23 protein-coding genes are annotated in these 23,193 nt (G+C 66.1%); 13 read left to right on the plus strand and 10 right to left on the minus strand.

What is annotated here, in order from left to right; translation table 11 throughout:
• The first annotated feature begins 9 nt into the window (after positions 1 to 9).
• Together RCH14_RS04235 and RCH14_RS04240 are read left to right on the plus strand one after the other, a co-directional pair.
• Entirely contained in the window at positions 10 to 162 is a 153-nt protein-coding gene (locus RCH14_RS04235; protein WP_343024896.1) for a hypothetical protein, read from the plus strand.
• Positions 162 to 845, plus strand: coding sequence for a transglycosylase domain-containing protein (locus tag RCH14_RS04240; RefSeq protein WP_343024897.1), 684 nt, complete (start codon positions 162 to 164; stop codon positions 843 to 845). The genes RCH14_RS04235 and RCH14_RS04240 overlap by 1 nt, the downstream gene beginning before the upstream one ends.
• On the opposite strand, the gene RCH14_RS04245 is transcribed toward RCH14_RS04240, so the two are convergent.
• Both RCH14_RS04245 and RCH14_RS04250 read right to left on the minus strand, forming a co-directional pair.
• A complete protein-coding gene (locus tag RCH14_RS04245; protein ID WP_343024898.1) occupies positions 846 to 1,916 on the minus strand; it encodes an MBL fold metallo-hydrolase in 1,071 nt (356 codons plus the stop codon).
• A gap of 122 nt (positions 1,917 to 2,038) precedes the next feature.
• On the minus strand, positions 2,039 to 3,520 hold the full coding sequence (locus tag RCH14_RS04250; RefSeq protein ID WP_343024899.1) for an alanine/glycine:cation symporter family protein: 1,482 nt from the start codon (positions 3,518 to 3,520) through the stop codon (positions 2,039 to 2,041).
• 232 nt (positions 3,521 to 3,752) lie between these two features.
• On the opposite strand from RCH14_RS04250, the gene RCH14_RS04255 reads away from it, so the two are divergent.
• The 4 genes from RCH14_RS04255 to RCH14_RS04270 all read left to right on the plus strand — a co-directional run bounded on the left by RCH14_RS04255 (position 3,753) and on the right by RCH14_RS04270 (position 5,636).
• Positions 3,753 to 3,947 carry a hypothetical protein gene (locus RCH14_RS04255; RefSeq protein WP_183556826.1) on the plus strand — a complete coding sequence of 65 codons (195 nt, stop codon included), beginning with the start codon at positions 3,753 to 3,755 and terminating at the stop codon, positions 3,945 to 3,947.
• Between the two features lie 269 nt (positions 3,948 to 4,216).
• Positions 4,217 to 4,669: a DUF2147 domain-containing protein gene (locus RCH14_RS04260; protein ID WP_343024900.1), complete on the plus strand. Its 453-nt coding sequence runs from the start codon at positions 4,217 to 4,219 to the stop codon at positions 4,667 to 4,669.
• A 39-nt stretch (positions 4,670 to 4,708) separates the two neighbouring features.
• Positions 4,709 to 5,050 carry an SMR family transporter gene (locus RCH14_RS04265; RefSeq protein ID WP_407070048.1) on the plus strand — a complete coding sequence of 114 codons (342 nt, stop codon included), beginning with the start codon at positions 4,709 to 4,711 and terminating at the stop codon, positions 5,048 to 5,050.
• A 61-nt stretch (positions 5,051 to 5,111) separates the two neighbouring features.
• Entirely contained in the window at positions 5,112 to 5,636 is a 525-nt protein-coding gene (locus RCH14_RS04270) for a hypothetical protein (RefSeq protein ID WP_343024901.1), read from the plus strand.
• Here RCH14_RS04270 and RCH14_RS04275 read toward each other — a convergent pair.
• From RCH14_RS04275 to RCH14_RS04285, 3 genes are read right to left on the minus strand one after another with little or no spacing between them, the layout of a single operon-like run.
• A complete protein-coding gene (locus RCH14_RS04275; RefSeq protein ID WP_343024902.1) occupies positions 5,603 to 6,208 on the minus strand; it encodes a response regulator transcription factor in 606 nt (201 codons plus the stop codon). The genes RCH14_RS04270 and RCH14_RS04275 overlap by 34 nt on opposite strands.
• Complete coding sequence (locus tag RCH14_RS04280; RefSeq protein WP_343024903.1) at positions 6,205 to 7,326, minus strand: sensor histidine kinase; 1,122 nt, start codon at positions 7,324 to 7,326, stop codon at positions 6,205 to 6,207. The genes RCH14_RS04275 and RCH14_RS04280 overlap by 4 nt, the downstream gene beginning before the upstream one ends.
• 16 nt (positions 7,327 to 7,342) lie before the next feature.
• Positions 7,343 to 9,154: a CIA30 family protein gene (locus RCH14_RS04285; RefSeq protein ID WP_343024904.1), complete on the minus strand. Its 1,812-nt coding sequence runs from the start codon at positions 9,152 to 9,154 to the stop codon at positions 7,343 to 7,345.
• A gap of 296 nt (positions 9,155 to 9,450) precedes the next feature.
• Between RCH14_RS04285 and RCH14_RS04290 the strand changes: the two genes are divergently transcribed.
• The 7 genes from RCH14_RS04290 to RCH14_RS04320 all read left to right on the plus strand — a co-directional run bounded on the left by RCH14_RS04290 (position 9,451) and on the right by RCH14_RS04320 (position 16,875).
• Positions 9,451 to 9,858 carry a hypothetical protein gene (locus RCH14_RS04290; RefSeq protein ID WP_343024905.1) on the plus strand — a complete coding sequence of 136 codons (408 nt, stop codon included), beginning with the start codon at positions 9,451 to 9,453 and terminating at the stop codon, positions 9,856 to 9,858.
• Between the two features lie 81 nt (positions 9,859 to 9,939).
• A complete protein-coding gene (locus RCH14_RS04295) occupies positions 9,940 to 10,326 on the plus strand; it encodes a hypothetical protein (protein WP_343024906.1) in 387 nt (128 codons plus the stop codon).
• A 79-nt stretch (positions 10,327 to 10,405) separates the two neighbouring features.
• Positions 10,406 to 11,650, plus strand: a complete 1,245-nt coding sequence (locus RCH14_RS04300) for a TolC family protein (protein ID WP_343024907.1) — start codon at positions 10,406 to 10,408, stop codon at positions 11,648 to 11,650.
• Positions 11,647 to 12,207: a hypothetical protein gene (locus tag RCH14_RS04305; protein ID WP_343024908.1), complete on the plus strand. Its 561-nt coding sequence runs from the start codon at positions 11,647 to 11,649 to the stop codon at positions 12,205 to 12,207. Before RCH14_RS04300 ends, RCH14_RS04305 begins: the two co-directional genes overlap by 4 nt.
• 1 nt (position 12,208) lies before the next feature.
• The gene (locus RCH14_RS04310) at positions 12,209 to 13,336 is read left to right on the plus strand and encodes an HlyD family efflux transporter periplasmic adaptor subunit (RefSeq protein WP_343024909.1); all 1,128 of its coding nucleotides are present in this window, start codon (positions 12,209 to 12,211) and stop codon (positions 13,334 to 13,336) included.
• A 6-nt stretch (positions 13,337 to 13,342) separates the two neighbouring features.
• Positions 13,343 to 16,441, plus strand: a complete 3,099-nt coding sequence (locus tag RCH14_RS04315) for an efflux RND transporter permease subunit (RefSeq protein WP_343024910.1) — start codon at positions 13,343 to 13,345, stop codon at positions 16,439 to 16,441.
• A gap of 59 nt (positions 16,442 to 16,500) precedes the next feature.
• Complete coding sequence (locus tag RCH14_RS04320; protein WP_343024911.1) at positions 16,501 to 16,875, plus strand: hypothetical protein; 375 nt, start codon at positions 16,501 to 16,503, stop codon at positions 16,873 to 16,875.
• A gap of 17 nt (positions 16,876 to 16,892) precedes the next feature.
• Here the strand turns inward: RCH14_RS04320 and RCH14_RS04325 are convergent, their stop codons facing one another.
• The 5 genes from RCH14_RS04325 to ruvA form a co-directional block, all read right to left on the minus strand.
• Positions 16,893 to 18,593 carry a response regulator gene (locus RCH14_RS04325; protein ID WP_343024912.1) on the minus strand — a complete coding sequence of 567 codons (1,701 nt, stop codon included), beginning with the start codon at positions 18,591 to 18,593 and terminating at the stop codon, positions 16,893 to 16,895.
• Positions 18,584 to 19,051 (minus strand): response regulator, encoded by a 468-nt coding sequence (locus RCH14_RS04330; RefSeq protein WP_343024913.1) that lies wholly within the window; start codon positions 19,049 to 19,051, stop codon positions 18,584 to 18,586. The genes RCH14_RS04325 and RCH14_RS04330 overlap by 10 nt, the downstream gene beginning before the upstream one ends.
• A 4-nt stretch (positions 19,052 to 19,055) precedes the next feature.
• On the minus strand, positions 19,056 to 21,380 hold the full coding sequence (locus tag RCH14_RS04335; protein WP_343024914.1) for an ATP-binding protein: 2,325 nt from the start codon (positions 21,378 to 21,380) through the stop codon (positions 19,056 to 19,058).
• Positions 21,381 to 21,511: 131 nt separating this feature from the next.
• A complete protein-coding gene (gene ruvB / locus RCH14_RS04340; RefSeq protein ID WP_343024915.1) occupies positions 21,512 to 22,588 on the minus strand; it encodes a Holliday junction branch migration DNA helicase RuvB in 1,077 nt (358 codons plus the stop codon).
• 13 nt (positions 22,589 to 22,601) lie between these two features.
• Entirely contained in the window at positions 22,602 to 23,180 is a 579-nt protein-coding gene (gene ruvA, locus RCH14_RS04345; protein WP_343024916.1) for a Holliday junction branch migration protein RuvA, read from the minus strand.
• Positions 23,181 to 23,193 lie beyond the last annotated feature (13 nt).

The following is a 23,193-nucleotide window of genomic DNA, read 5'->3' on the forward strand; positions in this document are numbered from 1 at the left end:
AAGCACCGCATGACGACTTCCTTCCCCCACCTGCAAGCCGCGCAGCGCAACGTCGGCATCGATTGCCTGCGCAGCCTGGCGATCCTGCTCGAACACGGCGCCGTGCATCTGGGTTTGCAGCGCAGACCACCCGTGGGGCAGGCGCCCGTCAAAGGCGTGTGATGCGACGACGAACCCGTTGGCTGTCGATCCTGCCCGCGATGGTGGCGGGCTATCTGCTCCTTGTCGCCATCTGGGCATGGGCAACCTTCGACACTGTCACTGCGCACATGCCTGCAATCGCTGATGCGCCCCTGTCCGCGCGGCAGACGCAGATCCTGCTGCGCGTCGAAGATCCTGCCTTCTTTGTCCACCACGGCGTGAGCCTGACCAGCGGCCAGGGCTTTGCGACGGTCTCGGGCGCGGTCGCGCGCGACGTCTACCTCGAAGGCGCGGATCTGGGCGGGGCTGGCGGCGCGTTGCAGGGACTGTACCGCGGCGTCTTCGCCTGCTGCAAACGGATCGATCTGGGCCGTGATGCGATGGCCGTGGTGCTCGACGCCAGGCTCTCCAAGGCGCGACAACTGGCGCTGTACACGGCCCGCGTCTATTTGGGAACGCACAATGGCAGGCAGGTCATGGGCTTGTCAGCGGCGTCCCGGAGTTATCTCGGCAAGTCGCTGGAACAGACCAGCGAAGAAGAATTCATTGGCCTGGTCGCCATGATCAAGGCGCCCAACGCGTACCATCCTGTCAGGCAGCCCGCAGCGTATGCGACGCGCGTGGCACGGGTGCGTGCGCTGGTGGATGGCACGTGCAAGGCTCAAGGCTGGTTCGATACAACATTGGCGCAGTGCGGCTCGTGATCATTTGAGACCATGCCACCAGCGCCCGCCGGCCTGCGGCTGCGTCAGGTTCAGCGCTTCGCCCATCTCCGGCGTGGTCAGCTTGATCCCACGCTCGTTGGCCAGCGTCTCGATCCGGTCGAGCGGCTCCTGCCAGCGGTGCAGCGCCAGGTCGAAGGTCCCGTTATGCATCGGCAGCAGCCAGGCTGCGTTCAGGTCGACAAAGGCCTGCAGCGTTTCTTCAGGCTGCATGTGGATGTCCGGCCAGAGCTTGTCGTAGGCGCCGGTTTCGATCAGCGCCATGTCGAACGGCCCGTACCTGGCGCCGATCTCCTTGAAGCCCTTGAAATAACCGGTGTCTCCGCTGAAGAACAGGCGCAGGTCGTCGTGCCGGATCACCCATGACGCCCACAGCGTCGAGTTGCCGTCGAGCGGCCCGCGGCCCGAGAAGTGCTGGGCTGGCGTCGCCACGAAGTGCACGCCATCGATCTCGGCGTCCTTCCACCAGTCGAACTGGCGCACTTTGGCGCGATCGATGCCCCAGTCGACCAGCCGGTCGCCCACGCCCAAAGGCGTGAGAAACACCGACGTCTTTGCTGCCAGCGCCATGATCGCCGCGTAGTCAAGGTGATCGTAATGGTCGTGCGACAGGATGATCGCCTTGATGGGCGGCAGTTCGTCGATCGAGATCGGCGGCGCATGAAAGCGCGCCGGGCCGAACCACTGCACGGGCGATGCGCGCTTCGAGAACACCGGGTCGGTCAGGTAGAACTCACCGCCGAGCTTGATCAGCATCGTCGAGTGGCCGAGGCGGTACAGCGTGTTGTCGGGCGCGGCCAGCAGGGCCGCACGGGTCAGGCTCTGCACGGGCACTGCCTGCTGTGGCGTGGTCCCGGCCGGCTTGTGGAACGCGAAGGCCCACCACAGCTTGGCAATCCCGCTGGGGCCCAACTTGTGCATGGCGACCGGATTACGGTACTTGCCGTCGTGGTATTGGGGCGAGGTTGGCGCGGTCGCCGTTGCCGAGACAGAGGTGAAGATTGCCATGGTAGCGAAGGCTCCCAGAAGGATGATGCCGATAAGCGTACGCATGAACTCGTCGATTCGATCAAAGTCTACCAGGGCCGATCCGGACTTGCTGGCGCTGGTGCGGGTGCGGGTGGCAGACGATCCGGCAGGCGGCCCGACCTGGATAGCCGGGCCGCCACGCGCATCTACTTGACCGATGGCACGTCGCGCCCGCCGTCGGCTTTCAATTTGAGCGCAGCAGCACGCCCCTCCCAGTAATGCGCATTCTTGATCCCGAGCGCGACCGGATCGAACTCGGGCTCCTTGCCGGCCTTTTTCTGCGCCTCGTAGTCGCGCAGACACTTGAAGGCGTCCTTGCGCAGCAAGAAGATCGCGACGATGTTCAGCCAGGCCATCAGGCCGACGCCGATGTCGCCCAGGCCCCAGGCCACGTCGGCGGTCTTGACCGCGCCGTAGATGGTGGCAGAAACAATGCACAGCTTGAGGACGACGCCCAGCCACGGATGGCGGTTATGGCGGTCCATGTAGGCGATATTAGTTTCGGCGATGTAGTAGTAGGCCACGATCGTGGTGAAGGCAAAGAACAGCAGCGCGATCGCGACGAACAGCGCGCCGAAGCCCGGCAGCACGTTTTCGAGCGCCGTCTGCACGTAACCCGGGCCCGACGCCACGCCCTGCACGCCGACGAAGCGCGCCGTGCCGTCGGCATTCTCGACGTTGTACTGGCCCGTCACGAGCAGCATGAAGGCGGTAGCCGAGCACACGAACAGCGTGTCGATATACACCGAGAAGCCCTGCACCAGGCCCTGCTTGGCCGGGTGGCTCACTTCAGCCGCCGACGAGGCGTGCGGGCCGGTGCCCTGGCCGGCTTCGTTCGAATAGATGCCGCGCTTGACACCCCACTGGATGGCCATGCCGAGCATCGCGCCGAAGCCCGCGTCCAGGCCGAAGGCCGAGCTGACGATCAGGCGCAGCACGCCTGGCAGGGCTTCGATGTTCATCGCCACCACCACCACGGCCACGAGGATGTAGGCGGCTGCCATGAACGGCACCACGATCTCGGCGAAATGGGCGATGCGCTTGACGCCGCCGAAGATGATCGCGGCCAGCACCACGGCCAGGGCGATGCCCGTGTAGAGCGGATCGATGCCGGCCGCGGTCTTGAGGCCTTCGGCGATCGAATTGGCCTGCACGCCCGGCAGCAGCAGGCCGGTGGCGAACAGCGTGGCAATGGCGAAGGTCCAGGCGTAGCGCTTCATGCCCAGGCCTTTTTCGATATAGAAGGCCGGGCCGCCGCGGTACTGGTTGCCGATCTGCTCCTTGTAGACCTGACCCAGCGTCGACTCGACGAAGGCCGAACTGGCGCCCAGGAAGGCCACGGCCCACATCCAGAACACGGCGCCCGGGCCGCCGAACGTGATGGCAGTGGCCACGCCGGCGATATTGCCGGTGCCGACCCGGCCGGCCAGCGTCATGGCCAGGGCCTGGAACGAGGACACGCCCTGTTCCGAGCTCTTGCCTTCACGCATCAGGCGCAGCATCTCGCGCAGGTGCCGCACCTGCAGGAAGCGGCCGCGGATCGAGAAGTACAGGCCCGCCCCGAGACACAGGGCAATCATGATGGGGCTCCAGATGATACCGTTGACAGCGTTGACCAGGTCGAGCATGGTGGTGCGACTCCTGCGTTGAGGGGTTCAGGAAGGCAGGCATTTCGCCGCCATGAAGTCGCACAAGTTACATGATTCCGTAGGGAATTAACATCATTTTCTCTGCCCTGTGGCGGCATGCGCCGGGCTGACGCAGGGATGGGCAGGAAATGGGCGCCGCTGGTGCGGGCGCGCCCGGCGCTGCACCAATTGCTGGCGATCTGAAGCTTGGTGGCCATGTTACGATCGCACCATGGACCGACGAAGCGACTACAAGACCTCCCTCCTCATCGACGCCGTGCTGCACGACGTGTCGATCGAGGCCCGCCCTGCGGCGCGCGAACTGGCCACGCTTGGCGTGCCTCTCGAAGTGAGCCTGCGGGTACTGACCCGACCGGCCGAGCGGCGCCATCAGGTCACACCCGAAGACGTGCGCAACGCGCCCTAGGGAAGTACTGATTTATTCTGGGGGATGGAATTGGCCGCGGAAAAAGCCGCCATGCAAGGCGCAAATCGCAGCAATAGCGGGCTATTGCGAGAATTTGCAACGCCGCAGGGTGGCTATTTTCCGCGCCAAGTCCGCCTCCATGAATCAATCAGTGCTTCCCTAGCCCCCTGCTGCGCGATTGGAAGACATCCTCGGATGTCAACCTGTCACACGGGCGAAGCGGTAGGCTACACTGGCACCGTACCTACAACAACACTGGAGACACCACCATGCGCCACCTGATGCAAGCAAGCCTGATCGCCGCCGCCATGCTCACCCTGCCCGCCGCCGCCTGGGCGCAGGCCACCTCGCCTGTCGGCACCTGGAAGACCATCGATGACAAAACCGGCAAGCCGAAGGCGCTGGTGCGGATCACCGAAGAAGGCGGCGTCCTGACCGGCAAGATCGAAAAACTGTACCGCGCGCCATCCGAAGAGCAAAACCCGCTGTGCGGGAAATGCAGCGACGCGCGCAAGGACCAGCCGATCATCGGCATGACCATCCTGTCTGGCCTGAAAAAAGACGGCGGCGACTACACCGGTGGCGAAATCCTCGACCCGGCTGCCGGCAAGACCTACAAGAGCAAGGCCACGCTGGCCGACAACGGCACCAAGCTCGAAGTGCGCGGCTACATCGGCGCGCCGATGTTCGGGCGCACCCAGACCTGGCAGCGCGAGCAGTAATCGTTAGCACGGCCCGGCGACGGGCCGTTTTCATTTTCCATGACCCTGAACCTCGCCTACCTGTACCTCGGATTCGCCATCGTTGCCGAAGTGATCGGCACCACGGCCCTCAAAGCCTCCGACAGCTTTACCCGCCCCCTGCCCAGCCTGATCACGGTCGGCTGCTACGCCCTGTCGTTCTACCTGCTCACTTTCAGCCTGCGCGTGCTGCCAACGGGCATCGCCTACGCGATCTGGTCGGGCGTGGGCATCGTGCTCATTTCGATCGTCAGCTGGTTGTATTTCAAGCAAAGCCTCGACCTGGCGGCGATTGCCGGCCTGGCGCTGATCATCGCCGGCGTGCTGGTCATCAACCTGTTTTCAAAAAGCGTCGGGCACTGACCATGTCAACCGCGCCCTGCGCCCGGACGTTACATCCGGCCCCATCCCGCTCATTCGCACCATGACCCCCACCCCGATCACGCGTACCGCACGCCCCGTCTTTCGCGGGCGCGAAATGCGCGTGCTGCGGCTCCTGAGCATGGCTGCCGGCGTGTTCGCCATCCTGCTGCCGGCCGCGCTGCTGGCCTCGACGGCGCACGGCATCCCGGACTGGCTTGAGCCGTACATCGTGCTGGTGGGCGTGGCGCTGGGTTCGGGCGGGTTTTTCCTGGTGGCGATGGCCGGCCATCGGATGGGGCGCGACGCCATGCTGCGCTCGTTCGCGGCGCTGCTGCTGATGGTGCCCTTCGGCGCCAGCGGCATCGTCATCTGGCATGGCAGCAATATGCTGATGGTGTACCTGTGCACGTTCTTCCTGGTCCACACGATCCTGCTCTACTGCAGTTTCATCTATCCGCTGATGCACGTGCCGCAGCCACCCGCGCCGCCCCGGCGCGCCAATAAGACGGTCGCCTGGAACCAGCTGAGCCGGCCGCGCCGCAACGCCGACGACTACAACCAGCCGGCATCGCGCGCCAACCGGTAGGCTTCGACGCGGTTGCCGGCCCCCAGCTTGCTGATCGCTTCGGACAGGTAGTTGCGCACCGTGCCTTCCGACAGATGCACCTGGCGCGCGATCTCGCCGCTGCTGCGTCCTTCGCCTGCCAGTCGCAAAACCTGCCGTTCGCGCTCGGTCAGCGGATCGCTGCCGCTGCTCCAGCTCTCGAGCGCCAGTTCGGGCGCAATCGCGCGGCCACCGTCGTGCACGATGCGGATTGCGGCGGCCAGCGCGTCGACCGGCGCGTCTTTCAGCAGATAGCCGCGCACGCCGGCTTCCATCGCGCGGCGCAGGTAGCCGCTGCGCGCAAACGTGGTCACCACTACGACGCGGCAGGCCAGCTTGCGCTGTGCGAGCCCCTGCGCCAGTTCGAGGCCCGTCATGTGCGGCATCTCGATATCGGTCAGCACGATGTCCGGCACCAGGCGCTCGCACAGCGCCAGCGCTGCGCGTCCGTCGGCGGCGCCGCCCACCACATCAAAATCGGGCTCGAGCCGCAGCAGCGCGCTGAGCGCGCCCAGCACCAGCGCCTGGTCTTCGGCGATCAGGATGCGGATCATGCCGATGCTCCTGCCGGCACGTGCAGTTCGAGCGCCAGACCGGCGCCGGCCTGCAGCGACAAGCGCCCGCCCAGCGCTGCCACCCGCTCGCGCATACCGGCCAGGCCATTACCATGCTGCAGACCATCGATGCTGCGCAGCTTGCCATCGTCGAGCACACGCAGCACGGCGTGCGCCCGGCCATCCTGCTGCACTTGCACCAGGCTCAAGGTGCAGTGCGACGCGCCGGCATGGCGCACGATATTCGTCACCGCTTCGCGCACGGCCAGCGCCACCACGTGTTCCGCCGCCGGCGCCAGGTCGATGCGCTCGATGCGCTCGTCGAGGATCACGTCGGCCGCGAGCAGGCTGGCGCGGGCGCTGGCCAGCGCCTGCACCAGGCCGCTGTGGCGATAGCCGGTCACGGCGGCGCGCACCTCGGCCAGCGCTTCGCGCGCATTGGTTTCGATGTCGGCGATTTCGCGCTCGCAGGCAGCCAGGTCGCGCCGCGCCAGCTTGCGCGCCAGTTCGGCCTTCAGCGCGATCATCGACAGCGAGTGGCCAAGCAGATCGTGCAGATCGCGCGAAATGCGTTCGCGCTCGGCGATGCGCGCCATGTGCTCGACCTCTTCTTGCTTGCGCATCAATAGCGTGCGCGATGCGCGCAGCCGGGCATCCATGATGCACGACAGGCCGACCGGCACGCCGGCCATCAGGATCGGCATCAGGAACACCATCCGCATCTGCGGAATCAGCATGGCAACGAGCGCGCCGCCGGCGATCACGGCCAGCATCGCGCCCACGGCCCGCGCCGCGCTGGGAATGCGGGCGCACATGGCGCAGGCGAAGATGAAGAAGCAGGCGGCGCCGGGATTGAAGCGCGCCCAGGCTGCGCCGATCAGGCAGGTGACCACCACGCAGACGCCCACGCGCCAGCCACGTGGCCAGAAGCTGGCGCAGTACAGCGGCACGAACAGGATGATGGTCAGCGCCAGCAGCACCGCCTCGAGCACGCCGGGCGCCACATAGTAAAACTTCCAGAACAGGTAGCCCAGCGACAGCAGCCACATGTATTGCAGCTTGCCGTAGTCGGCCGGCATCCACGGTTGCGCCAGCATCTGCCTGAAGGTCATCGTCATGCTCACTCCGTGATGGTCATTGCGCCAGCAGGCGCACGTCGGCGAGTTCGAAGCGGTACTCGCCCGGCTGTGGTCCGGCACTGAATGCTAGCATGGCAACCGCCGCCGGATCGATGCCGGCAAAGGCCGACAGCGGCATGCTGATGTCTTCCCACTCCTTGCCGGCGACAAATGGCACGCTGATCGGCCGGCTATTGGCGGCGCCCATCATCATCACCTGATAAGTCTTGCCGTCGCCGCGCACCTTGAAGCGCAAGACCCTGGCCGCGCTCAGGTCGGCCGGCTGCATCGGCTGCGCACCGGGCATGAACGCGACGCTCGACCACGCATACGGCAGGCCGGGCGCGACGCTGGCCTGCACCGCCAGCGGGATCTGCCCGTCGGCCAACGCCGGCAACACGTCGAGCTTGACGGTCGACTTGCCACCGGCGTACTGGTCGGTCGACGGCATCCAGCCACTGCCGAACGGGCTGCCGAGTCGCGCCGCGCTGAACTGGCTGATGCGTCCGTCGGCCGGCAAGCCCTGGCGTGTCGATCCGCTCTGCTCTTGCGCAACCAGTTGCCGCTTGGCGTCGCGCAGAGCGTTCGCGCTTTGCCCGTCCTTCCACACCTCGACGATGCGGCGCGTGGCGGTGATGTCGCGTGTCGGGTCGCCCTCGACCAGCAGCAGGTCGGCCTTGCAGCCCTTGGCCACGCAGCCGCGCTGGCCCAGCCTGAAGGCGGCCGCCGGCGCGCTCGTGGCGGCGGTCAGCGCGGCGGTGGGGCTCAAGCCGGCTTCGACCAGCGCGGCCAGTTCACGGTGCATGCTGATGCCGTACAGCGTGCCCGCATTGCCGGCATCGGTGCCGGCCAGGATCGGCACGCCCGCCCTGGCCAATGCCGCCGTGACGGCCTTCGGCATCGCCAGCAGTTCGGGCCGCGCCTGCTGGCCGTAGCGCGCCTTGAGCGTCGCCGCGCCCTCGCGTTCGACCAGCGCCGCCAGGTCCGCATCGCCCAGCAAGTCGTCGCTGCGCACGCCGGCCATGCTTTCCATCACGGTGAAGGTCGGGATCACGAAGACATTCTTGCGTTTGGCCAGTTTGGCCAGGCTGTCGACCGCGCTGGCCTCGGGCACCGCGCCCAGGAACAAATGGACCAGCGCGTCGGCGCCCGCCTCAAGCGCGGCGCGGGCATCGTGTTCGGTACTGACATGGACCACGGCCAGCTTGCCGCGCCGGTGCGCCGCCTCGATCAGCGCGGTGGCGGTCGCGATGTCCAGTGAATGCATGTTGCCGGCGCCGTGCCCGCCCGCTTCCAGCACGATCTTGATGAAGTCCGAGCCTTCGGCAATGCGGGCATCGACAAAGGCCTGCGCTTCGCCAGGGCTGCCGAGGGTCGGGATCGGCACGCCGAACTGGGTGCCGTGGCCGCCCGCCGCGGTGGCCAGGATACCGGCCGAGAACAGGTCGGCCTGGCCCGCATGCCGGCCTGCAGCCATGCTGCGCCTGGCTTCCTGCATGACCGGCACGGCGCTGAACATGTCGATCTGGGTCGTCACGCCAAACAGCACCGGCAGGTCGAGCTGCCTGAAGGCGTGGGTGTGGGCGTCGATCAGGCCGGGCAGCAGCGTGCGCCCGGCGCCCTTGACGATGCGTGCGCCTGCCGGGACCGGTCCGCGAAAATCGGCATCGACGACGCGCACATCGTCGAACAGCACCGAGCGCCGTTCGTGCACGGCCTTGCCGTCGAAGACGCGCACGTCCTGGACCAGGGTGGCGGCGCCCAGCGCCAGGCAGGAGATGGACAGACCGGCGGCCGCAAGTGCCGCTTCTGCAACGATGGTGGACATGGTTTCCTCACGGGTTGGTGTGAGATCAGTATGTCGATCATGCGGGTCGGCCGACAGGCGCACTTGCCACCGATATGGGGTGACATCTGTCATGTGCGACCGCGCGCGCGCTACATTTGGAGGACGCATTCACGGCAAAACAAGGACAAATCTGTCGCGCCCCAAAGACATCTATGACGATCCCAATATTGCCTGTATGCTATCTTTATCGCCCTGCCGTGCTGGCTGAATCTTGCAATCGATCTCGTATGAGCCAGAACACCACCCCTGTCAATTTTGCTGCACACGGAATCGCCATGACGATCCTGCGGCTGCTGTGCCTTGCCGCCGGCATGCTGGTGCTCGTCGCGCCGGCGATCGTGCTGCCGGCCGGCGCCATGACGCCGGACGCGGGCAAGGCGGCGGCAATACTGGCGTGCCTCGTGCTTGGCGCGTGCGCCTTCTTCGTCATCGGGATGGCCGGCCATCTGCTGCGCCGCTCTGCCCTGCTGCGCGCAGTGGCCGCACTGCTGCTGGCGGTGCCGCTCGCGTTCTGCGCTGCATTGTTGTGGCGCGGCGCCGCGCCTGTCTTCATGTGGATGGCCGGGCTGCTGCTCTGCTTCACGCTGACGCTGTACCTGACGTTCGTCTATCCGGGGCTGCGTGCGAAGACGCAAGCACTGCTGCGCTGGCACGCTGCGCGGCAGCTGTTGTTGCTGCCGTGAACATATTGCGACCAAGTCGTCCCGACGCAGATGCGCGGCAATCCTGCTGCTATAATTTTGCGAAACCCACTGGTGATTGCCTTGCGTCGGATTCTTCACATCCTCTTGCTGCTGTGCCTGCCCCTGTATGGCTTCGCCATGCAGGGCGGCGTGCCGTCGACCGGCAATGCAGCGTCGCTGGCGCATGCGCTTGAACATGACCAGGGTATTTCCCACCACCACCACGCCGACGACGGAAGCATCCACTACGACGATTCCGATGCGTCGCGCGACCACGCGCAAGACCATACGTCACCGCCCCAGAGCGCAGGCTTTGGCCTGCCGCAGTTACCCGTCGCGCCAGCACCGCTGGTCTCGAAGCTCGTTTCGCATGTGACCCAGTGGGTTCCCGAGCCGTTCCTCGACGGTCCGTCAAGACCGCCTTCCCCCGCCCCCGGCCAAGCTGCCGGGGGGCCGCTGCACGCATGATCGCAAGATAACGGCGCGACGCCTGTCGCGCTGGTGTGCCCGCCCTCGGTGATCGTCACTATCACTCGATGGAGAACACATGCGCATGATTCGCGTGTCGCTTTACATTGCCGGTGCCGGCCTCGCGCTTCAATGCGTGGCAGGCGCAGCACCGGCAACGCCGCTGACGGCGCCGATGCCGATCTTGATCGGCACCACCCTGAAACAAGCCGTCGACAGCGCCTGGCAACGTGCCCCCACTGCACGGACCCTGGAAGCGCGGCAGGATGAAGCCGCCGCGGCCCGCGGCCTGGCCGGGTCCTGGCTGGCCGCCAATCCGATCCTCGGACTGGCGCAGCGTAATGACACCGGCGCTTCCGGACGCGATCAGCGTGAATCCGACCTGTCGGTGTCGACCTCGATCTGGCTGCCGCACCAGAAGCGGGCGCGCGAAGCGCTCGCCGAGCGCAGCACCGAAGAAGTGGCCGCCCACATCGGCGCCACGCGCCTCGAGATTGCCGGCCTGGTGCGCGCTCGCCTGTGGGAAGCGGCTGCGGCCAGGGTCATGCTCGATGAACGACAGGGCCATGCGCAGCATCTGGAGCAACTTGCCGAAGAAGTGCAACGGCGCGTCACCGCGGGCGACCTGGCCCGTAGCGACGCTCTGCTGGCAGAGCAGGAAGTGCTCGCCGCCAGGGTCCAGGTCTTGCATGCGCGCACCGCCGCCGCCGACGCGCTGGCGCGCTATCAGGTCCTGACGGGCCTGCCCGAGCTGCCCGCGCTCGAACCGGAGCAGCTCCACGACACCGATGCGCCTGCCAATCCGAGGCTGCAGGCTGCGCAGGCGTCCGAGGGGCGTGCACGGGCGTCACTGCGCCTGGCTGAAGCGAGCCGCGCAGCCCCGCCGACGGTGGCCCTGTCGGTGCGACGCGAAGATGAGCGGGCCCTGCGCGAACCCGTGCGCAGCATCGGCGTCGCCCTGCAGATCCCGTTCGGTAGCGCAGGACGCAATCGCAGCATCGAAGCGCAGGCCCACACCGTCATCGCGACAGCGGCGGCCGAAGCAGCGCAGGTACAAGCGAGCGCCACCGCCGACATCGAGGTCGCGCGGGAGCGCCTGTCGAACGCCCGCCTTGCCCTTGCCACCGCCAACGCACGCGCGGTCGCGCTGCATGAACACACGGCGCTGTTTGCCAAGGCGTTCCAGCATGGCGAACGTGGCCTTGCAGACCTGCTGCGCTCGCATGCCCTGACACACGAGGCCGACGTCGCCGTGGCGCAGCAACGCGTTGCGCTCGGCCTGGCGCATGCCTCCCTCAACCAAGCTTTGGGAATCCTTCCATGAAACACCTGTATCTGCTGCTGATCGCCATGCTGGTCATGTCGTCCGCCTGTGCCAGCCCCGGCGCCCACGGCCCCAACGGCGAGCACCTGGATGGCCAGGCAACGGCCACCGGCGCCATCGCGTCGGTGCCGCGCATCGAAACATTCACCGAATCCTTCGAGCTGCTTGGCCACCTGTCCGGTGGCGAGCTGTCGATCATGATCGATCGTTACGAGACCAACGAGCCGGTCTTGAACGGCGCGCTCGAGGTCCAGTACAAGCAACTGAAGGCAAAGGCAACCTTCCACGCCGACCAGGGCGACTACGCGGTCGACGATCCGGCCTTCCTGGCCGCGATCTCGACACCGGGCGCCCACCCGCTGCTGTTTACGCTGGTCGCTGGGGACGAAAGTGACTTGCTGGAAGGCGTGCTGACAGTCGCCGCGCCGGCCGATGATCACGACCATGAACATGCCGCAGGCCGCCGCTGGTGGCTGGTGGCAGCTGCCGCCGTGGTGCTCGTTGCCGTGGCCGCGGTCTTCCTGGCGCGCCGTCGCCGCCAACGCAAGGGAGCCTGACATGACGATTTCTCACCGTGCTCTTGCCGGCATCATCGGCGGCATCATCGCCGCCGCCTGGGCCACGTCCCCCCTGGCCGCGCCAGGCGCGCATGGTCCGAACGGCGAGCATCTTGACGGCGGGGCAAGCCAGTCCGTCGGTGGACTGGCGCGCTTGCCCGATGGCAGCGTCAACGTGCCGAAGCTCGCGCAGCGCCGCATGGGCGTGCGCACGCTGATGGTCAAGGAAGGCACGTTCGCGCGCAGCGTGACGCTCAACGGGCGCGTCGCCATCGACCCGAATGCCGGCGGCCGCGTGCAAGCCCCGTTCGCCGGCCAGATCGCGCCCGGACCGCAGGGCCTGCCGGTCGCCGGTCAGCGTGTCGTCAAGGGCCAGCTGCTGGCGCGACTGCGCCCTGTCGGCGCGGCCATCGAGCGTGGCAACCAGGCGGCGCAGCTGGCCGCGCTGCGTGCCAGCCGCACCCTGCTCGAAAAGCGGGTGCAGCGCCTGGCCTTGCTGGAAGGCGTGGTGCCTGCCAGGGAGATCGAAGCCGCACACGCAGAACTGAACAGCACCATCGGCCAGGAGCGCGCCGTCGCCAACTCGATCAACGGCACGCAAGCGATCGTTGCGCCGGCCAGCGGCGTCATCGCCAGTGCTGCGGTGCTGACCGGCCAGATCGTCGAGTCGCGCGACATCCTGTTCGAGATCGTCGATCCGCAGCGCATGGTGATCGAGGCCTTGACGACCGACGCATCGATCGCACGCAAGATCCGCGGCGCGACGCTGGTCGACGCCCCGGATGCCGAACTGACGCTGCTCGGGGGTTCACTGAGCTTGCGCGATGGCGCCGTACCGATCAGTTTCCGCGCACGCGGCGCCGCGCTCGACCTGGCGCTGGGGCAGCCGGTGACGGTCCTGGCCAAACTCGACACGACGATCAAGGGCATTGCGTTACCGGCGGCCGCACTGGCGCGCAATCCGGCCAATGAGACGGTGGTCTGGATCAAGTCCGGCGCCCAGCGCTTCATTGCCTTGCCGGTCGAGACCACGGTGCTCGACGCACGCACCGTCATCGTGACAAAGGGGCTCAGTCCCGACAACAGGGTGGTGATCAGCGGGACCTCCCTGATCAACCAGATCAGGTGAGCGGCGATGTTCAATGCCATTGTCCGTTTCAGCCTGCACAACCGCCTGTTTGTCCTGGCGGCCGCCCTTCTATTGATGATCTACGGCGCGATGACCGCAGCGCGCACGCCGGTCGATGTGTTCCCCGACCTGAACAAGCCGGTGGTCACGGTCTTGAGCGAAGCCGGCGGCATGGCGCCCGAAGAAGTCGAGCAGCTCGTGTCGTTCCCGATCGAGACGGCGCTCAACGGGATGCCTGGCGTGACACGCGTGCGCTCGGTGTCGGGCGTCGGCCTGTCGATCGTCTATGCCGAGTTCGACTGGGGTACCGATGTCTATCGCAACCGGCAACTCGTCTCCGAGCGCATCACGCTCGTCAAGGAGCAGCTACCTGGTTCGATCTCGCCCGTGATGGGGCCGGTGTCCTCGATCATGGGCGAAATCATGCTGATCGCGCTGCCGATCGACACCGGCAAAACCGATCCAATGAAGGCGCGCGAGTACGCCGATTTTGTGCTGCGCCCTCGCCTGCTGTCGATCCCGGGCGTGTCGCAGGTGATTCCGATCGGCGGCGAGGTGCGCCAGTTGCGCGTTGAGCCGGACACGGCGCGCATGGCGCAATTCGGTGTCTCGCTCGCGCAGGTCACTGACGCATTGCGCGGGTTTGCCGCCAACACCAGCGGCGGCTTCGTCGACCTGAACAATCGCGAATACCTGATCCGCAACCTGGGCCGTACCAACCGCCTGGAGGACATGAAAGGCCTGGCTGTCGCGTACCGCAATGGCGCGCCGGTCCTGCTCGAACAGGTCGCCAACGTCACCTATGCGGCCGCCTTCAAGCGCGGTGACGCGGGCCTGAACGGCAAGCCGGCCGTGATCGTGAGCATCCAGAAGCAGCCCGCAGGTGACACGGTCAAGCTGACGCAGGCCATCGAGACGGCGCTGGCCGAGCTCAAGCAGGGACTGCCGGCCGGCATCGCGCCGCCGGTGGTCCTGTTCAGGCAAGCCAATTTCATCGACGCGTCGATCGGCAATGTCGTCGAAGCGCTGCGCGACGGGGCGATCCTGGTCGCCATCGTGCTGTTCGCCTTCTTGCTCAGCGTGCGCACCACGATCATTTCGCTGGTCGCCATTCCGCTGTCGCTGGCCGTCACGGCGCTGGCGTTTCACCTGCTGGGCCAGTCCATCAACGTGATGACGCTGGGCGGCCTGGCGATCGCCATCGGCGAACTGGTGGACGACGCGGTGGTCGACGTGGAAAACATCGTGCGCAGGTTAAAGCAGCGCAGCGAGTCGGGCCAGTCGGTACTGGACGTGATCTGGCACGCCTCGGTCGAAGTACGCTCGGGCATCGTCTACGCCACCGTCATCGTCGTGCTCGTGTTCGTGCCGCTGTTCGCGCTGCCCGGCATCGAAGGCCGCCTGTTCGCGCCCCTGGGCATCGCCTACATCACGTCGATTTTGGCATCGATGCTGGTGTCGATGACCGTCACGCCCGCCCTTGCGTATTACCTGCTGCCACGCATGAAGCGCCTGCATCGTGGCGACAGCCCGGTCGTGCGCCGCATGAAGCAGTGGGACACAGCGGCGCTGCACTGGTCGCTGCCGCGCACCCGCATGCTGCTGTCGCTGGCGCTCGTCGCCGTGCTTGCGGCGGCGGCCTCGGTGCCGTTCTTCCCGCGCGCATTCCTGCCGGCCTTCAACGAGGGCTCGCTGGTCATGGGGATGACCTTCACGCCCGGGACCTCGCTGGCCGAAGCCAACCGCATGGGCGCGCTGGCCGAAACCCTGATCGCCCAGGTGCCGGAAGTAACCCGGGTCGGGCGCCGTACCGGGCGCGCTGAACTGGACGAGCATGCGGAAGGCGTGCATTCGTCCGAGATCGACGTCGATCTCAAACCATCCGGACGCAGCCGCGAAGAGATCATGGCGAGCATGCGCAACCAGCTCGCCGTGATCCCCGCCTCGGTGGCGATCGGCCAGCCGATTTCGCACCGGCTCGACCACCTGCTCTCCGGCGTGCGCGCGCAGGTGGCGCTCAAGATCTACGGCGACGACATCGACACGCTCCGGGGCCTGGCGGAGACCCTGCGCACGCGTCTGGCGAGCGTGCCGGGACTGGTCGACCTGTCGGTGGAGCGGCAGGTCTTGATCCCGCAGATCAAGGTACGGATCGACTACCGCAAGGCGGCCCAGTACGGCCTGGCGGCGGGCGATGTGCTGCAGGCCTTGCAGGCACTGGCCGAAGGCACGCGCGTGACCCAGGTCATCGATGGTCCGCGCCGCTTCGATCTGGTCGTGCGCCTGTCGGACGCCGACCGCACACCCCAGGATCTGGCGCGGATCATGCTGACAGCGCCGGCAGGACCGATTCCGTTGTCTGCAGTGGCAACGGTCGAGGAAGGCGACGGGCCGAACCAGATCGGGCGTGAAAACGGCCGGCGCCGCATCGTCGTCTACGCCAATACCGATGGCGCCGATATGGCGCGGGTAATCGGCGACGTGCGCCAGGCGGTGGCCGCCAGTACGCTCCCGGGCGGCTATTTCATCAGCGTCGAAGGGCAGTTCCAGGCGCAGGAACAGGCCCAGCAACTGATCGCCGGCCTGTCGCTGGCGTCGCTGGTGCTGATCTTCCTGGTGCTGTATTCACGCTACCGGTCGACCACGCTGGCCCTCGTCATCATGGGCAATATCCCGTTTGCGCTGGTGGGCAGCGTCATCGCCATGTGGATCGCGGGCGTCTCGCTGTCGGTGGCATCGATGGTCGGCTTCATCACCCTGGCCGGCATCGCCACCCGCAATGGCATCCTCAAGGTCAGCCATTACATCAATCTGTGCAAGTTCGAGGGTGAGCAGTTTGGCTGGCCGATGATCGTGCGCGGCTCGATCGAGCGCCTCACGCCCGTGATGATGACGGCGCTGGTGGCGGCGTTTGCCCTGACGCCGCTGCTGCTGGCGGCCGATGCGCCGGGCAAGGAAATCCTGCACCCGGTTGCCGTCGTCATCTTTGGCGGATTGATCAGTTCCACGCTGCTCGATTCGCTGCTGACACCGCTCATCTTCTGGAAGGTCGGCCGGCGACCGCTGGAGCGCTTGCTGGCTGACGACCGTGGCGACATGATGTGATTGACATGGGCCATATGGCGGCGCCCATCCCGAGCCGCCAGCGTTTTCTGGAGCAAACAATGAAAAGTATCTTTGCAGTAGCGGCCCTCACGGCCAGTGTCATCCTGTCGGGTAACGTCCATGCGCATGGCGCGAAAGCCAAGCATGGCGGCATCGTGCAGAGCGCGGGCGACCTGTCGTTCGAGCTGGTGGCCAAGAATGGCGCCGCGACCATCTACGTCGACGACCATGGCAAGGACCTGCCAACCGCCGGTGCCACCGGCACGTTGACCGTCCTGAAAGGGACCGAAAAGACCGAACTGCCACTTGCGGCCGGCGGCAACAACACGCTGGTGGTCAAGGGTGACCCAAAGCTTGCGGCCGGCAGCAAAGCCGTCGCAGCGGTCACGTTCGCCGACAAGAAGACTGTCAGCGTTCGTTTCTCGATCAAGTAATATCTTGCCGGGCAGGTTCAGTGGCGTTGCAGAGCCGGGACGAGGGGCGAGACCTCGCCCCGCCCCACCAGCTGCGCCACCGCCCGGATCAGCAGATGCGGCTGCAACGGCTTGATCAGATACGCCTGATACCCCGCCTGCAAGGCCCGCTGCTGATCCAGTGGCCGCGCGAACGCGGACATCGACACCGCCGGCAGCTTCTGCGCATCGAGGCGCAGGTCGTTGCGCACCGTGCGAATCAGGTCGTACCCGGTCAGCGTGGGCATGCTGATATCGCTGACCAGCACCTGCGGCAGTGCGTCGCGTAACTGCGCGAGCGCCGCCTCCACCGAATTGACCGCGACCACACCGGCACCCCGCTCTTCCAGCACGCGCCGGCTCAGTTCCAGAATGTCTTCGTTATCGTCGACCAGCAGTACGCTCACGCCGCGCAGGTCGATCAGCATCAGCTGGTGGGCATCCGCATCCATGACAATGCCTGCCGTGTCGTCGCCCGCCCCTTCGCGCACCACGTCGATCGATCGCAGCGGCAGCAGCACCGTGAACGTCGCGCCCTTGCCCACGCCCGCGCTCGCGCCGCTGACGGTGCCACCATGCAGCTCGGTCAGCTGCCTGACGATCGACAGGCCGATCCCCAGCCCGCCGTGCACGCGCGCGGCCTTGCTGTTTTCCTGGCTGAAGCGCGTGAACAACTGTGGCAGGAACCGTGCATCGATGCCTTCGCCATCGTCGCGCACCGTCACTGCGACCTGCCCGTCGTCGCGGCGCCGCGCAGTCAAGACGATCGCGCCACCACCGGGCGTGAACTTGAGTGCATTACCCAACAAATTAGCGAAAATCTGCTGCAGGCGCACTGCGTCGCCATCGAGCTCCAGCGGCGCACCATCACGGATGTCGATCCTGATGTCGACACCCTTGGCGATGGCCAGCGGGCGCAAAAATTCGCCGGCCGAATCGAGCAGCGCGCCCAGGTCGACACGCTGCAGATCCAGGATCAATTTGCCGGTCACGATGCGGTTCATGTCCAGCAGATCGTTGATCAGCTTGGCCTGCAGGCCGGCATTGCGCGCGATGACGTCGACACCGCGCCTGACAGTATCGGGATTGTCCTGCGCGCGCTGCAGCACGCCGGCCCAGCCGACGATCACGGCCAGCGGCGTGCGCAGTTCATGACTGAGCGTGGCGAGAAATTCGTCCTTGAGCAAGGCCACCCGTTCGCTTTCCAGGCGCGCCGTGCGCTCGGCCTCGAACAGGTACTGGCGCTGGCTGTCCATCACGTGACGTTCGGCCATGACTTCGCGCGCGATCTTGCGCCGCTCGATGGCATTTTCGACAGCCCAGGTCAGGCTCTCGCGGCCCAGCCAGGCCTTGCCCACGAAATCCTGGGCGCCGTGGCGCAGCGACGCGCGGCTGGCCGTGCCGGCCACGCCAGTGAGAATCACGACGGGCAGATGCGGGATCTTGTCGGCGTCGCACGGAAGGCGTGCCAGCACGTCGAGCGCGTCGCCATCGGGCAGGAAAAAATCGAGGATCATGCAGTCGAACGGCGTCGAACTGGCGCACAGGTGCATCGCCTCGTTCGCCGATGTCGCTTCGACGAACTGGTAATGACGATGATGACCGCACAGCAGCGCCGCTTTCGCTTCGGCGCGGTCCAGTTCATTGTCATCGACCAGCAGGATGCGCCAGGGACGATCGGTGTCGTGAGCTACAGCCATTGGTGTTTTCCAGTCGATGAGGTGTCCGCGCCCGGTAGCACGACGTGCGTGAGCCAATAGTGAAAGACGCTCTCGAGACTGGCCAGGCCTTCCTCGAAATTGACCAGTTTGACATGGTAGGCATTGACACCAGCGGCGTAGAACGCATCCCGGTCGCGCGGGTTGATGCTGGCTGTGAGCACGATCACCGGCATGGTCTGACGTTGCGGATGCCGGCGCACTTCTTCCAGCAGCGTCAGGCCATCCTCGCCCGGCAGATTGCAGTCCAGGAGCATGAAGGCATAGGCGACGGCAGGCGCGGCGAACAGCAGGCGCCTGGCTTCGTCGGCATCGCTTGCATGCACCAGCAGATTGCTGATCCTGGCCCGCCGCGCGGCAATCGAGACGGTGTCGAAATCGTCGTCGCTGTCATCCACAACCAGGATGGGTGGCAAATCGCTGCGCACCAGCGGCTTCACAGATTCACCTGTTGCATGGTGGCCCGATCAGCGTGAAACAGAAGGTGGTGCCCACACCCACTTCAGACGTGAACCAGCTATGGCCATTGTGCTGCTCGACGAGTTTTTTGACGATCGCCAGGCCGGCGCCGCTGCCGCCGCCATAGGCGTCGCGTGTATGCAGGCGCTTGAACATCATGAAAACGCGCTCGCTGTGCCTGGCATCGATGCCGATGCCGTTGTCGCGCACGTAGAAGGTGGAAACGGCGGCACCATCGACCGGATCGAGATAGCCGATCTCGATCCAGCGCCGCGACTTGTCGTTGTATTTGGCGGCGTTGGAGATCAGGTTGGCGAACACTTCGCGCACGCGAATGCGGTCGCACGAGATCGTTGGCAGCGGCCGGGGAATGCGCACCTCGATGGCGTGTTCGAGCAAGCGCGCGCCGAGCATATCGGTCGCTTCGGCCACCACGTCACCCAGCGCGATGGGCTGGCGCTCGAGCGAGAGGCGCCCGACGCGCGAAAAGTGCAGCAGCGCGTCGAGCAGGTTGTCCATGCGCACCGTCAGCCGCAGCATGGCGTCGATGCGTTCGAGGCCATGCTGGTCGAGCGGGCGCCCCGCCTTCGTTTCTTCGAGCAGGAAGTGCGCGTACTTGTGAATGCCGCGCAGCGGCTCTTTCAGGTCATGGCCGGCGACATAGGCAAACGCATCGAGTTCGTCGTTGCTGCGCACCAGGTCCGTGTTCAGCGCCGCCAGCTGCTCGGCGCGCGCGACGACGACGTCGAGCATCAACAGGCGCAAGTTCTTGGCCGCTTCGATCTCGACCGGCTTCCATGGTTCGGCGCGGCCCCGCACTTCTTCCTGCCACACGGCGAAGCTCTGGCGCGGCGTCAGTCGTGTGCCGTGCGCCCCGGTGGCCTTACCGGCCTCGTAGGGGTTACCGCCCCATTGATAGGTCTGCAGCTGTTCCGGGCGAAACCAGATGACCCAGTCGCCGTGGCTGCGTTGCGACACCGGAAACGCCAGTACGCCGCTGCAGCAGTCGATACAGGCAACGCCGTCGGCATAATCGCGGCCCAGTTCGTCCAGTGCAATGACGCTGCTGCCATCGGCCAGTCGCGCGCTGTTCAGGGTCAGCCAGGCCGCCAGCGCCGTGAGCTGCTCTGCATCCGGGGTGGCGCCGGCCATGCTCCACTGGCCGTTCTCCGACACCGCCACACCACCGGCGTCGATGCCATCGAGCAGGGACGGCGCACCTTGGGTCAGCGCCGCGTAATTGCCGTCGGCGAGCGCCTGTCCCAGCACGGCCTGGTGGGCGGTGTCGAGTTTCAAGCGGTATTCCAGATGCTCCCTGCCCTCGGCCGAGGCAATTTCGAGGGACGTGATCTGACCGAGAAATTCGGCAGCCGCGCGCAGCGTATAGGGCATCGCGATCGGCGCGTAATGGTGGCAGGCGATCAGGCCCCACAGATGGCCATCACGCAGAATCGGCATCGTCAGCGTGGCGGCCACGCCCATATTGCGCAGGTAATCGGTGTACATGACGGACGCGCCGCGCAGCGCGCAATAGGTCATGTCCAGCGGCCGCCCCGTCACCGGGTTCAGCAGCGGCGCGATTTCCATCAACGCGCCGTTCACGTCCGGCAAGGGCCGCACGCCGATGCGCTTGAAAATTGCGCGCGCCGGCACCGGAATGTCGCTGGCCGGATAACGCAGGCCGAGCCACGAATTGAGGTCGCTGCGGCGCGCATCGGCAATCACTTCACCCGTGTCATCGCGGTGAAAGCGGTAGATCATCACGCGATCCAGGCCCGTCGTGCGCCGCACCTCATGGGCGGCGATCTCGCAGAACGCGCTCAGGCTGCCCGCTGACTTGAGGCGCACCAGCGTCGTTTTCACCATCGAATAATAGTCGCTGTCGGTCACGACCGTGTCACCCGGCCGGCTGGCCGGCTCGATCTCGACGATCAGGACGCCGTCGGTCTGGTGCACCGAAAAGTCCATCGCGACATCACGGCAAGCCGCATGGGGCAGCGGCGCCGTCAGCACGTACAAGGCATTGCGTTCGAGGACCTCGGTGCGCATCGCGTGCACGATGCGCTGCACCGCATCCGGGCCGATGACGGCGGCCAGGGGCTGGTTCAGTACCTGGTCCATGGCCAGGCCGGTACGCTGCGGCCAGTTTTCACTGGCCTGGCGCACGACCAGATCATTGGGGCTGAGCGCCAGCAGCAAGCCGTGCGCCTGGATGCAGCCGGGTGTCCGTACCGGTTCGTCATCGCAGTTGGACAGCGAGACGCCATGGCGCTTGATGCTATACGGGAACGGCAGGGTGCTGCGACTCATTCAGTGACTCTTTATCGCATGGCCGTTTGCTAAACGAAGAGGCGAAGAGTAGCACTAACATGAAAACAGGGTAAATAACCGTCGTGCGGACCCCAAAACCAATAGTTTTCGGACAAGATTGCCGGGCGCGGTCAGCCGCCCTGCCCTGGCGGCAGACTGTCCCACAAGTCGCCCGTCGGGCTGATGCGCGGCGCGGTCACGCCAAAGTGCTGGTAGGCCAGTGGCGTGGCGATGCGCCCGCGCGGGGTGCGCTGCAGATAGCCTTGCTGGATCAGGAAAGGTTCCAGCACGTCTTCGATCGTGTCGGCCGCTTCGCCGATGGCCGCGGCCAGGTTGCCGATGCCGACCGGGCCGCCGGCAAACTTGAACAGCACCGCTTCGAGCAGCTTGCGGTCCATCACGTCGAAGCCCACGCTGTCGACGTCGAGCATTTTGAGGGCGCGGTCGGCGATGTCGCGCGTGATGTCGCCATTGCCTTTCACCTGCGCGAAGTCGCGCACGCGGCGCAGCAGCCGGTTGGCGATACGCGGCGTGCCACGGGCGCGCTTGGCCACTTCGCGCGCGCCGTCTTCGTCGATCGGCGCCACCAGCAGCGCGGCGCTGCGCAGCACGATCTTGGTCAGTTCGGGGACGTTGTAGAACTCCAGGCGCGCCACGATGCCGAAACGGTCGCGCAGCGGATTGGTCAGCATGCCGGCGCGCGTGGTCGCGCCCACCAGCGTGAACGGCTGCAGGTCGAGTTTCACCGAGCGCGCGGCCGGGCCTTCGCCGATCATGATGTCGATCTGGTAATCCTCGAGCGCCGGGTACAGGATTTCCTCGACCACGGGCGAGAGGCGGTGGATCTCGTCGATGAACAGCACGTCGTTCGGTTCGAGGTTGGTCAGCAATGCCGCCAGGTCGCCCGGGCGCTCGAGCACGGGGCCCGAGGTCTGGCGCAGATTCACGCCCATTTCGCGCGCGATGATGTGCGCGAGCGTCGTCTTGCCCAGGCCCGGTGGGCCGAACAGCAGCGTATGGTCGAGCGCTTCGCGCCGGTTGCGCGCGGCCGTGATGAAAATCTCGAGCTGGTCGCGGATTTTCTCCTGGCCGACGTATTCGTCGAGCTGCTTGGGCCGCAGCGCGCGCTCGATCGCCTCTTCGTTGGGCGAGGCCGGCGCGGCGTCGATCACGCGCTGTTCGGTAAAGTTGTCGGTCTGGATACTCATCGCTTACATCCGGTCAGGCTTTGGAAAGCGCCTTGAGCGCGAATTTGATGCCATCCGAGACGCTGGCGCCGGTTGGCATGTTCTTGATCGCCAGCAGCGCTTCCTTGTCGGAGTAACCCAGCGCGGCCAGCGCGTTGAGTACGTCGGTCTGCGTGTCGTCGCGCGGCACGCCGGCCACCATGCCGATATCGGCGCCGAGTTTGCCCTTGAGTTCGAGCAGCAGGCGCTCGGCGGTCTTCTTGCCGACGCCGGGCACCTTGACCAGGCGGCCCGTCTCTTGCAGCGTGACAGCCTGCGACAGCTCGGCCACGGTCATGCCCGACAGGATGGAGAGCGCCATGCGCGCGCCCACGCCCGTGATCTTGATCAGTTGCCGGAACAGCGTGCGTTCGGACGCGCTGCCAAAGCCGAACAGCAGGTGCGCATCTTCGCGCACGGTCAGGTGCGTAAACAGCACGACTTTTTCGCCCGTGTGTGGCAGGTTGTAGAAGGTGCTCATTGGCACATCGACTTCATAGCCAACGCCATTGCAATCCACCAGCACGTGCGGCGGCGCTTTTTCGAGCAGGGTTCCGGAGAGACGACCGATCATCGGGAGTGGTTCC

The sequence above is a fragment of the Massilia sp. MP_M2 genome (assembly GCF_039123635.1).
Classification (GTDB): domain Bacteria; phylum Pseudomonadota; class Gammaproteobacteria; order Burkholderiales; family Burkholderiaceae_D; genus Telluria.

Bases quoted from the DNA above. Each gene is read 5' to 3' on its own strand.
- RCH14_RS04305 (WP_343024908.1), top strand. From the start codon at position 11,647: ATGAAACACCTGTATCTGCTGCTGATCGCCATGCTGGTCATGTCGTCC.
- RCH14_RS04260 (WP_343024900.1), top strand. From the start codon at position 4,217: ATGCGCCACCTGATGCAAGCAAGCCTGATCGCCGCCGCCATGCTCACC.
- RCH14_RS04265 (WP_407070048.1), top strand. From the start codon at position 4,709: ATGACCCTGAACCTCGCCTACCTGTACCTCGGATTCGCCATCGTTGCC.
- RCH14_RS04275 (WP_343024902.1), bottom strand. From the start codon at position 6,208: ATGATCCGCATCCTGATCGCCGAAGACCAGGCGCTGGTGCTGGGCGCG.
- RCH14_RS04255 (WP_183556826.1), top strand. From the start codon at position 3,753: ATGGACCGACGAAGCGACTACAAGACCTCCCTCCTCATCGACGCCGTG.
- ruvB (WP_343024915.1), bottom strand. From the start codon at position 22,588: ATGAGTATCCAGACCGACAACTTTACCGAACAGCGCGTGATCGACGCC.
- RCH14_RS04245 (WP_343024898.1), bottom strand. From the start codon at position 1,916: ATGCGTACGCTTATCGGCATCATCCTTCTGGGAGCCTTCGCTACCATG.
- RCH14_RS04325 (WP_343024912.1), bottom strand. From the start codon at position 18,593: ATGGCTGTAGCTCACGACACCGATCGTCCCTGGCGCATCCTGCTGGTC.
- RCH14_RS04315 (WP_343024910.1), top strand. From the start codon at position 13,343: ATGTTCAATGCCATTGTCCGTTTCAGCCTGCACAACCGCCTGTTTGTC.
- RCH14_RS04335 (WP_343024914.1), bottom strand. From the start codon at position 21,380: ATGAGTCGCAGCACCCTGCCGTTCCCGTATAGCATCAAGCGCCATGGC.
- RCH14_RS04320 (WP_343024911.1), top strand. From the start codon at position 16,501: ATGAAAAGTATCTTTGCAGTAGCGGCCCTCACGGCCAGTGTCATCCTG.
- RCH14_RS04270 (WP_343024901.1), top strand. From the start codon at position 5,112: ATGACCCCCACCCCGATCACGCGTACCGCACGCCCCGTCTTTCGCGGG.
- ruvA (WP_343024916.1), bottom strand. From the start codon at position 23,180: ATGATCGGTCGTCTCTCCGGAACCCTGCTCGAAAAAGCGCCGCCGCAC.
- RCH14_RS04300 (WP_343024907.1), top strand. From the start codon at position 10,406: ATGCGCATGATTCGCGTGTCGCTTTACATTGCCGGTGCCGGCCTCGCG.
- RCH14_RS04280 (WP_343024903.1), bottom strand. From the start codon at position 7,326: ATGACGATGACCTTCAGGCAGATGCTGGCGCAACCGTGGATGCCGGCC.
- RCH14_RS04290 (WP_343024905.1), top strand. From the start codon at position 9,451: ATGACGATCCTGCGGCTGCTGTGCCTTGCCGCCGGCATGCTGGTGCTC.
- RCH14_RS04310 (WP_343024909.1), top strand. From the start codon at position 12,209: ATGACGATTTCTCACCGTGCTCTTGCCGGCATCATCGGCGGCATCATC.
- RCH14_RS04250 (WP_343024899.1), bottom strand. From the start codon at position 3,520: ATGCTCGACCTGGTCAACGCTGTCAACGGTATCATCTGGAGCCCCATC.
- RCH14_RS04235 (WP_343024896.1), top strand. From the start codon at position 10: ATGACGACTTCCTTCCCCCACCTGCAAGCCGCGCAGCGCAACGTCGGC.
- RCH14_RS04285 (WP_343024904.1), bottom strand. From the start codon at position 9,154: ATGTCCACCATCGTTGCAGAAGCGGCACTTGCGGCCGCCGGTCTGTCC.
- RCH14_RS04240 (WP_343024897.1), top strand. From the start codon at position 162: ATGCGACGACGAACCCGTTGGCTGTCGATCCTGCCCGCGATGGTGGCG.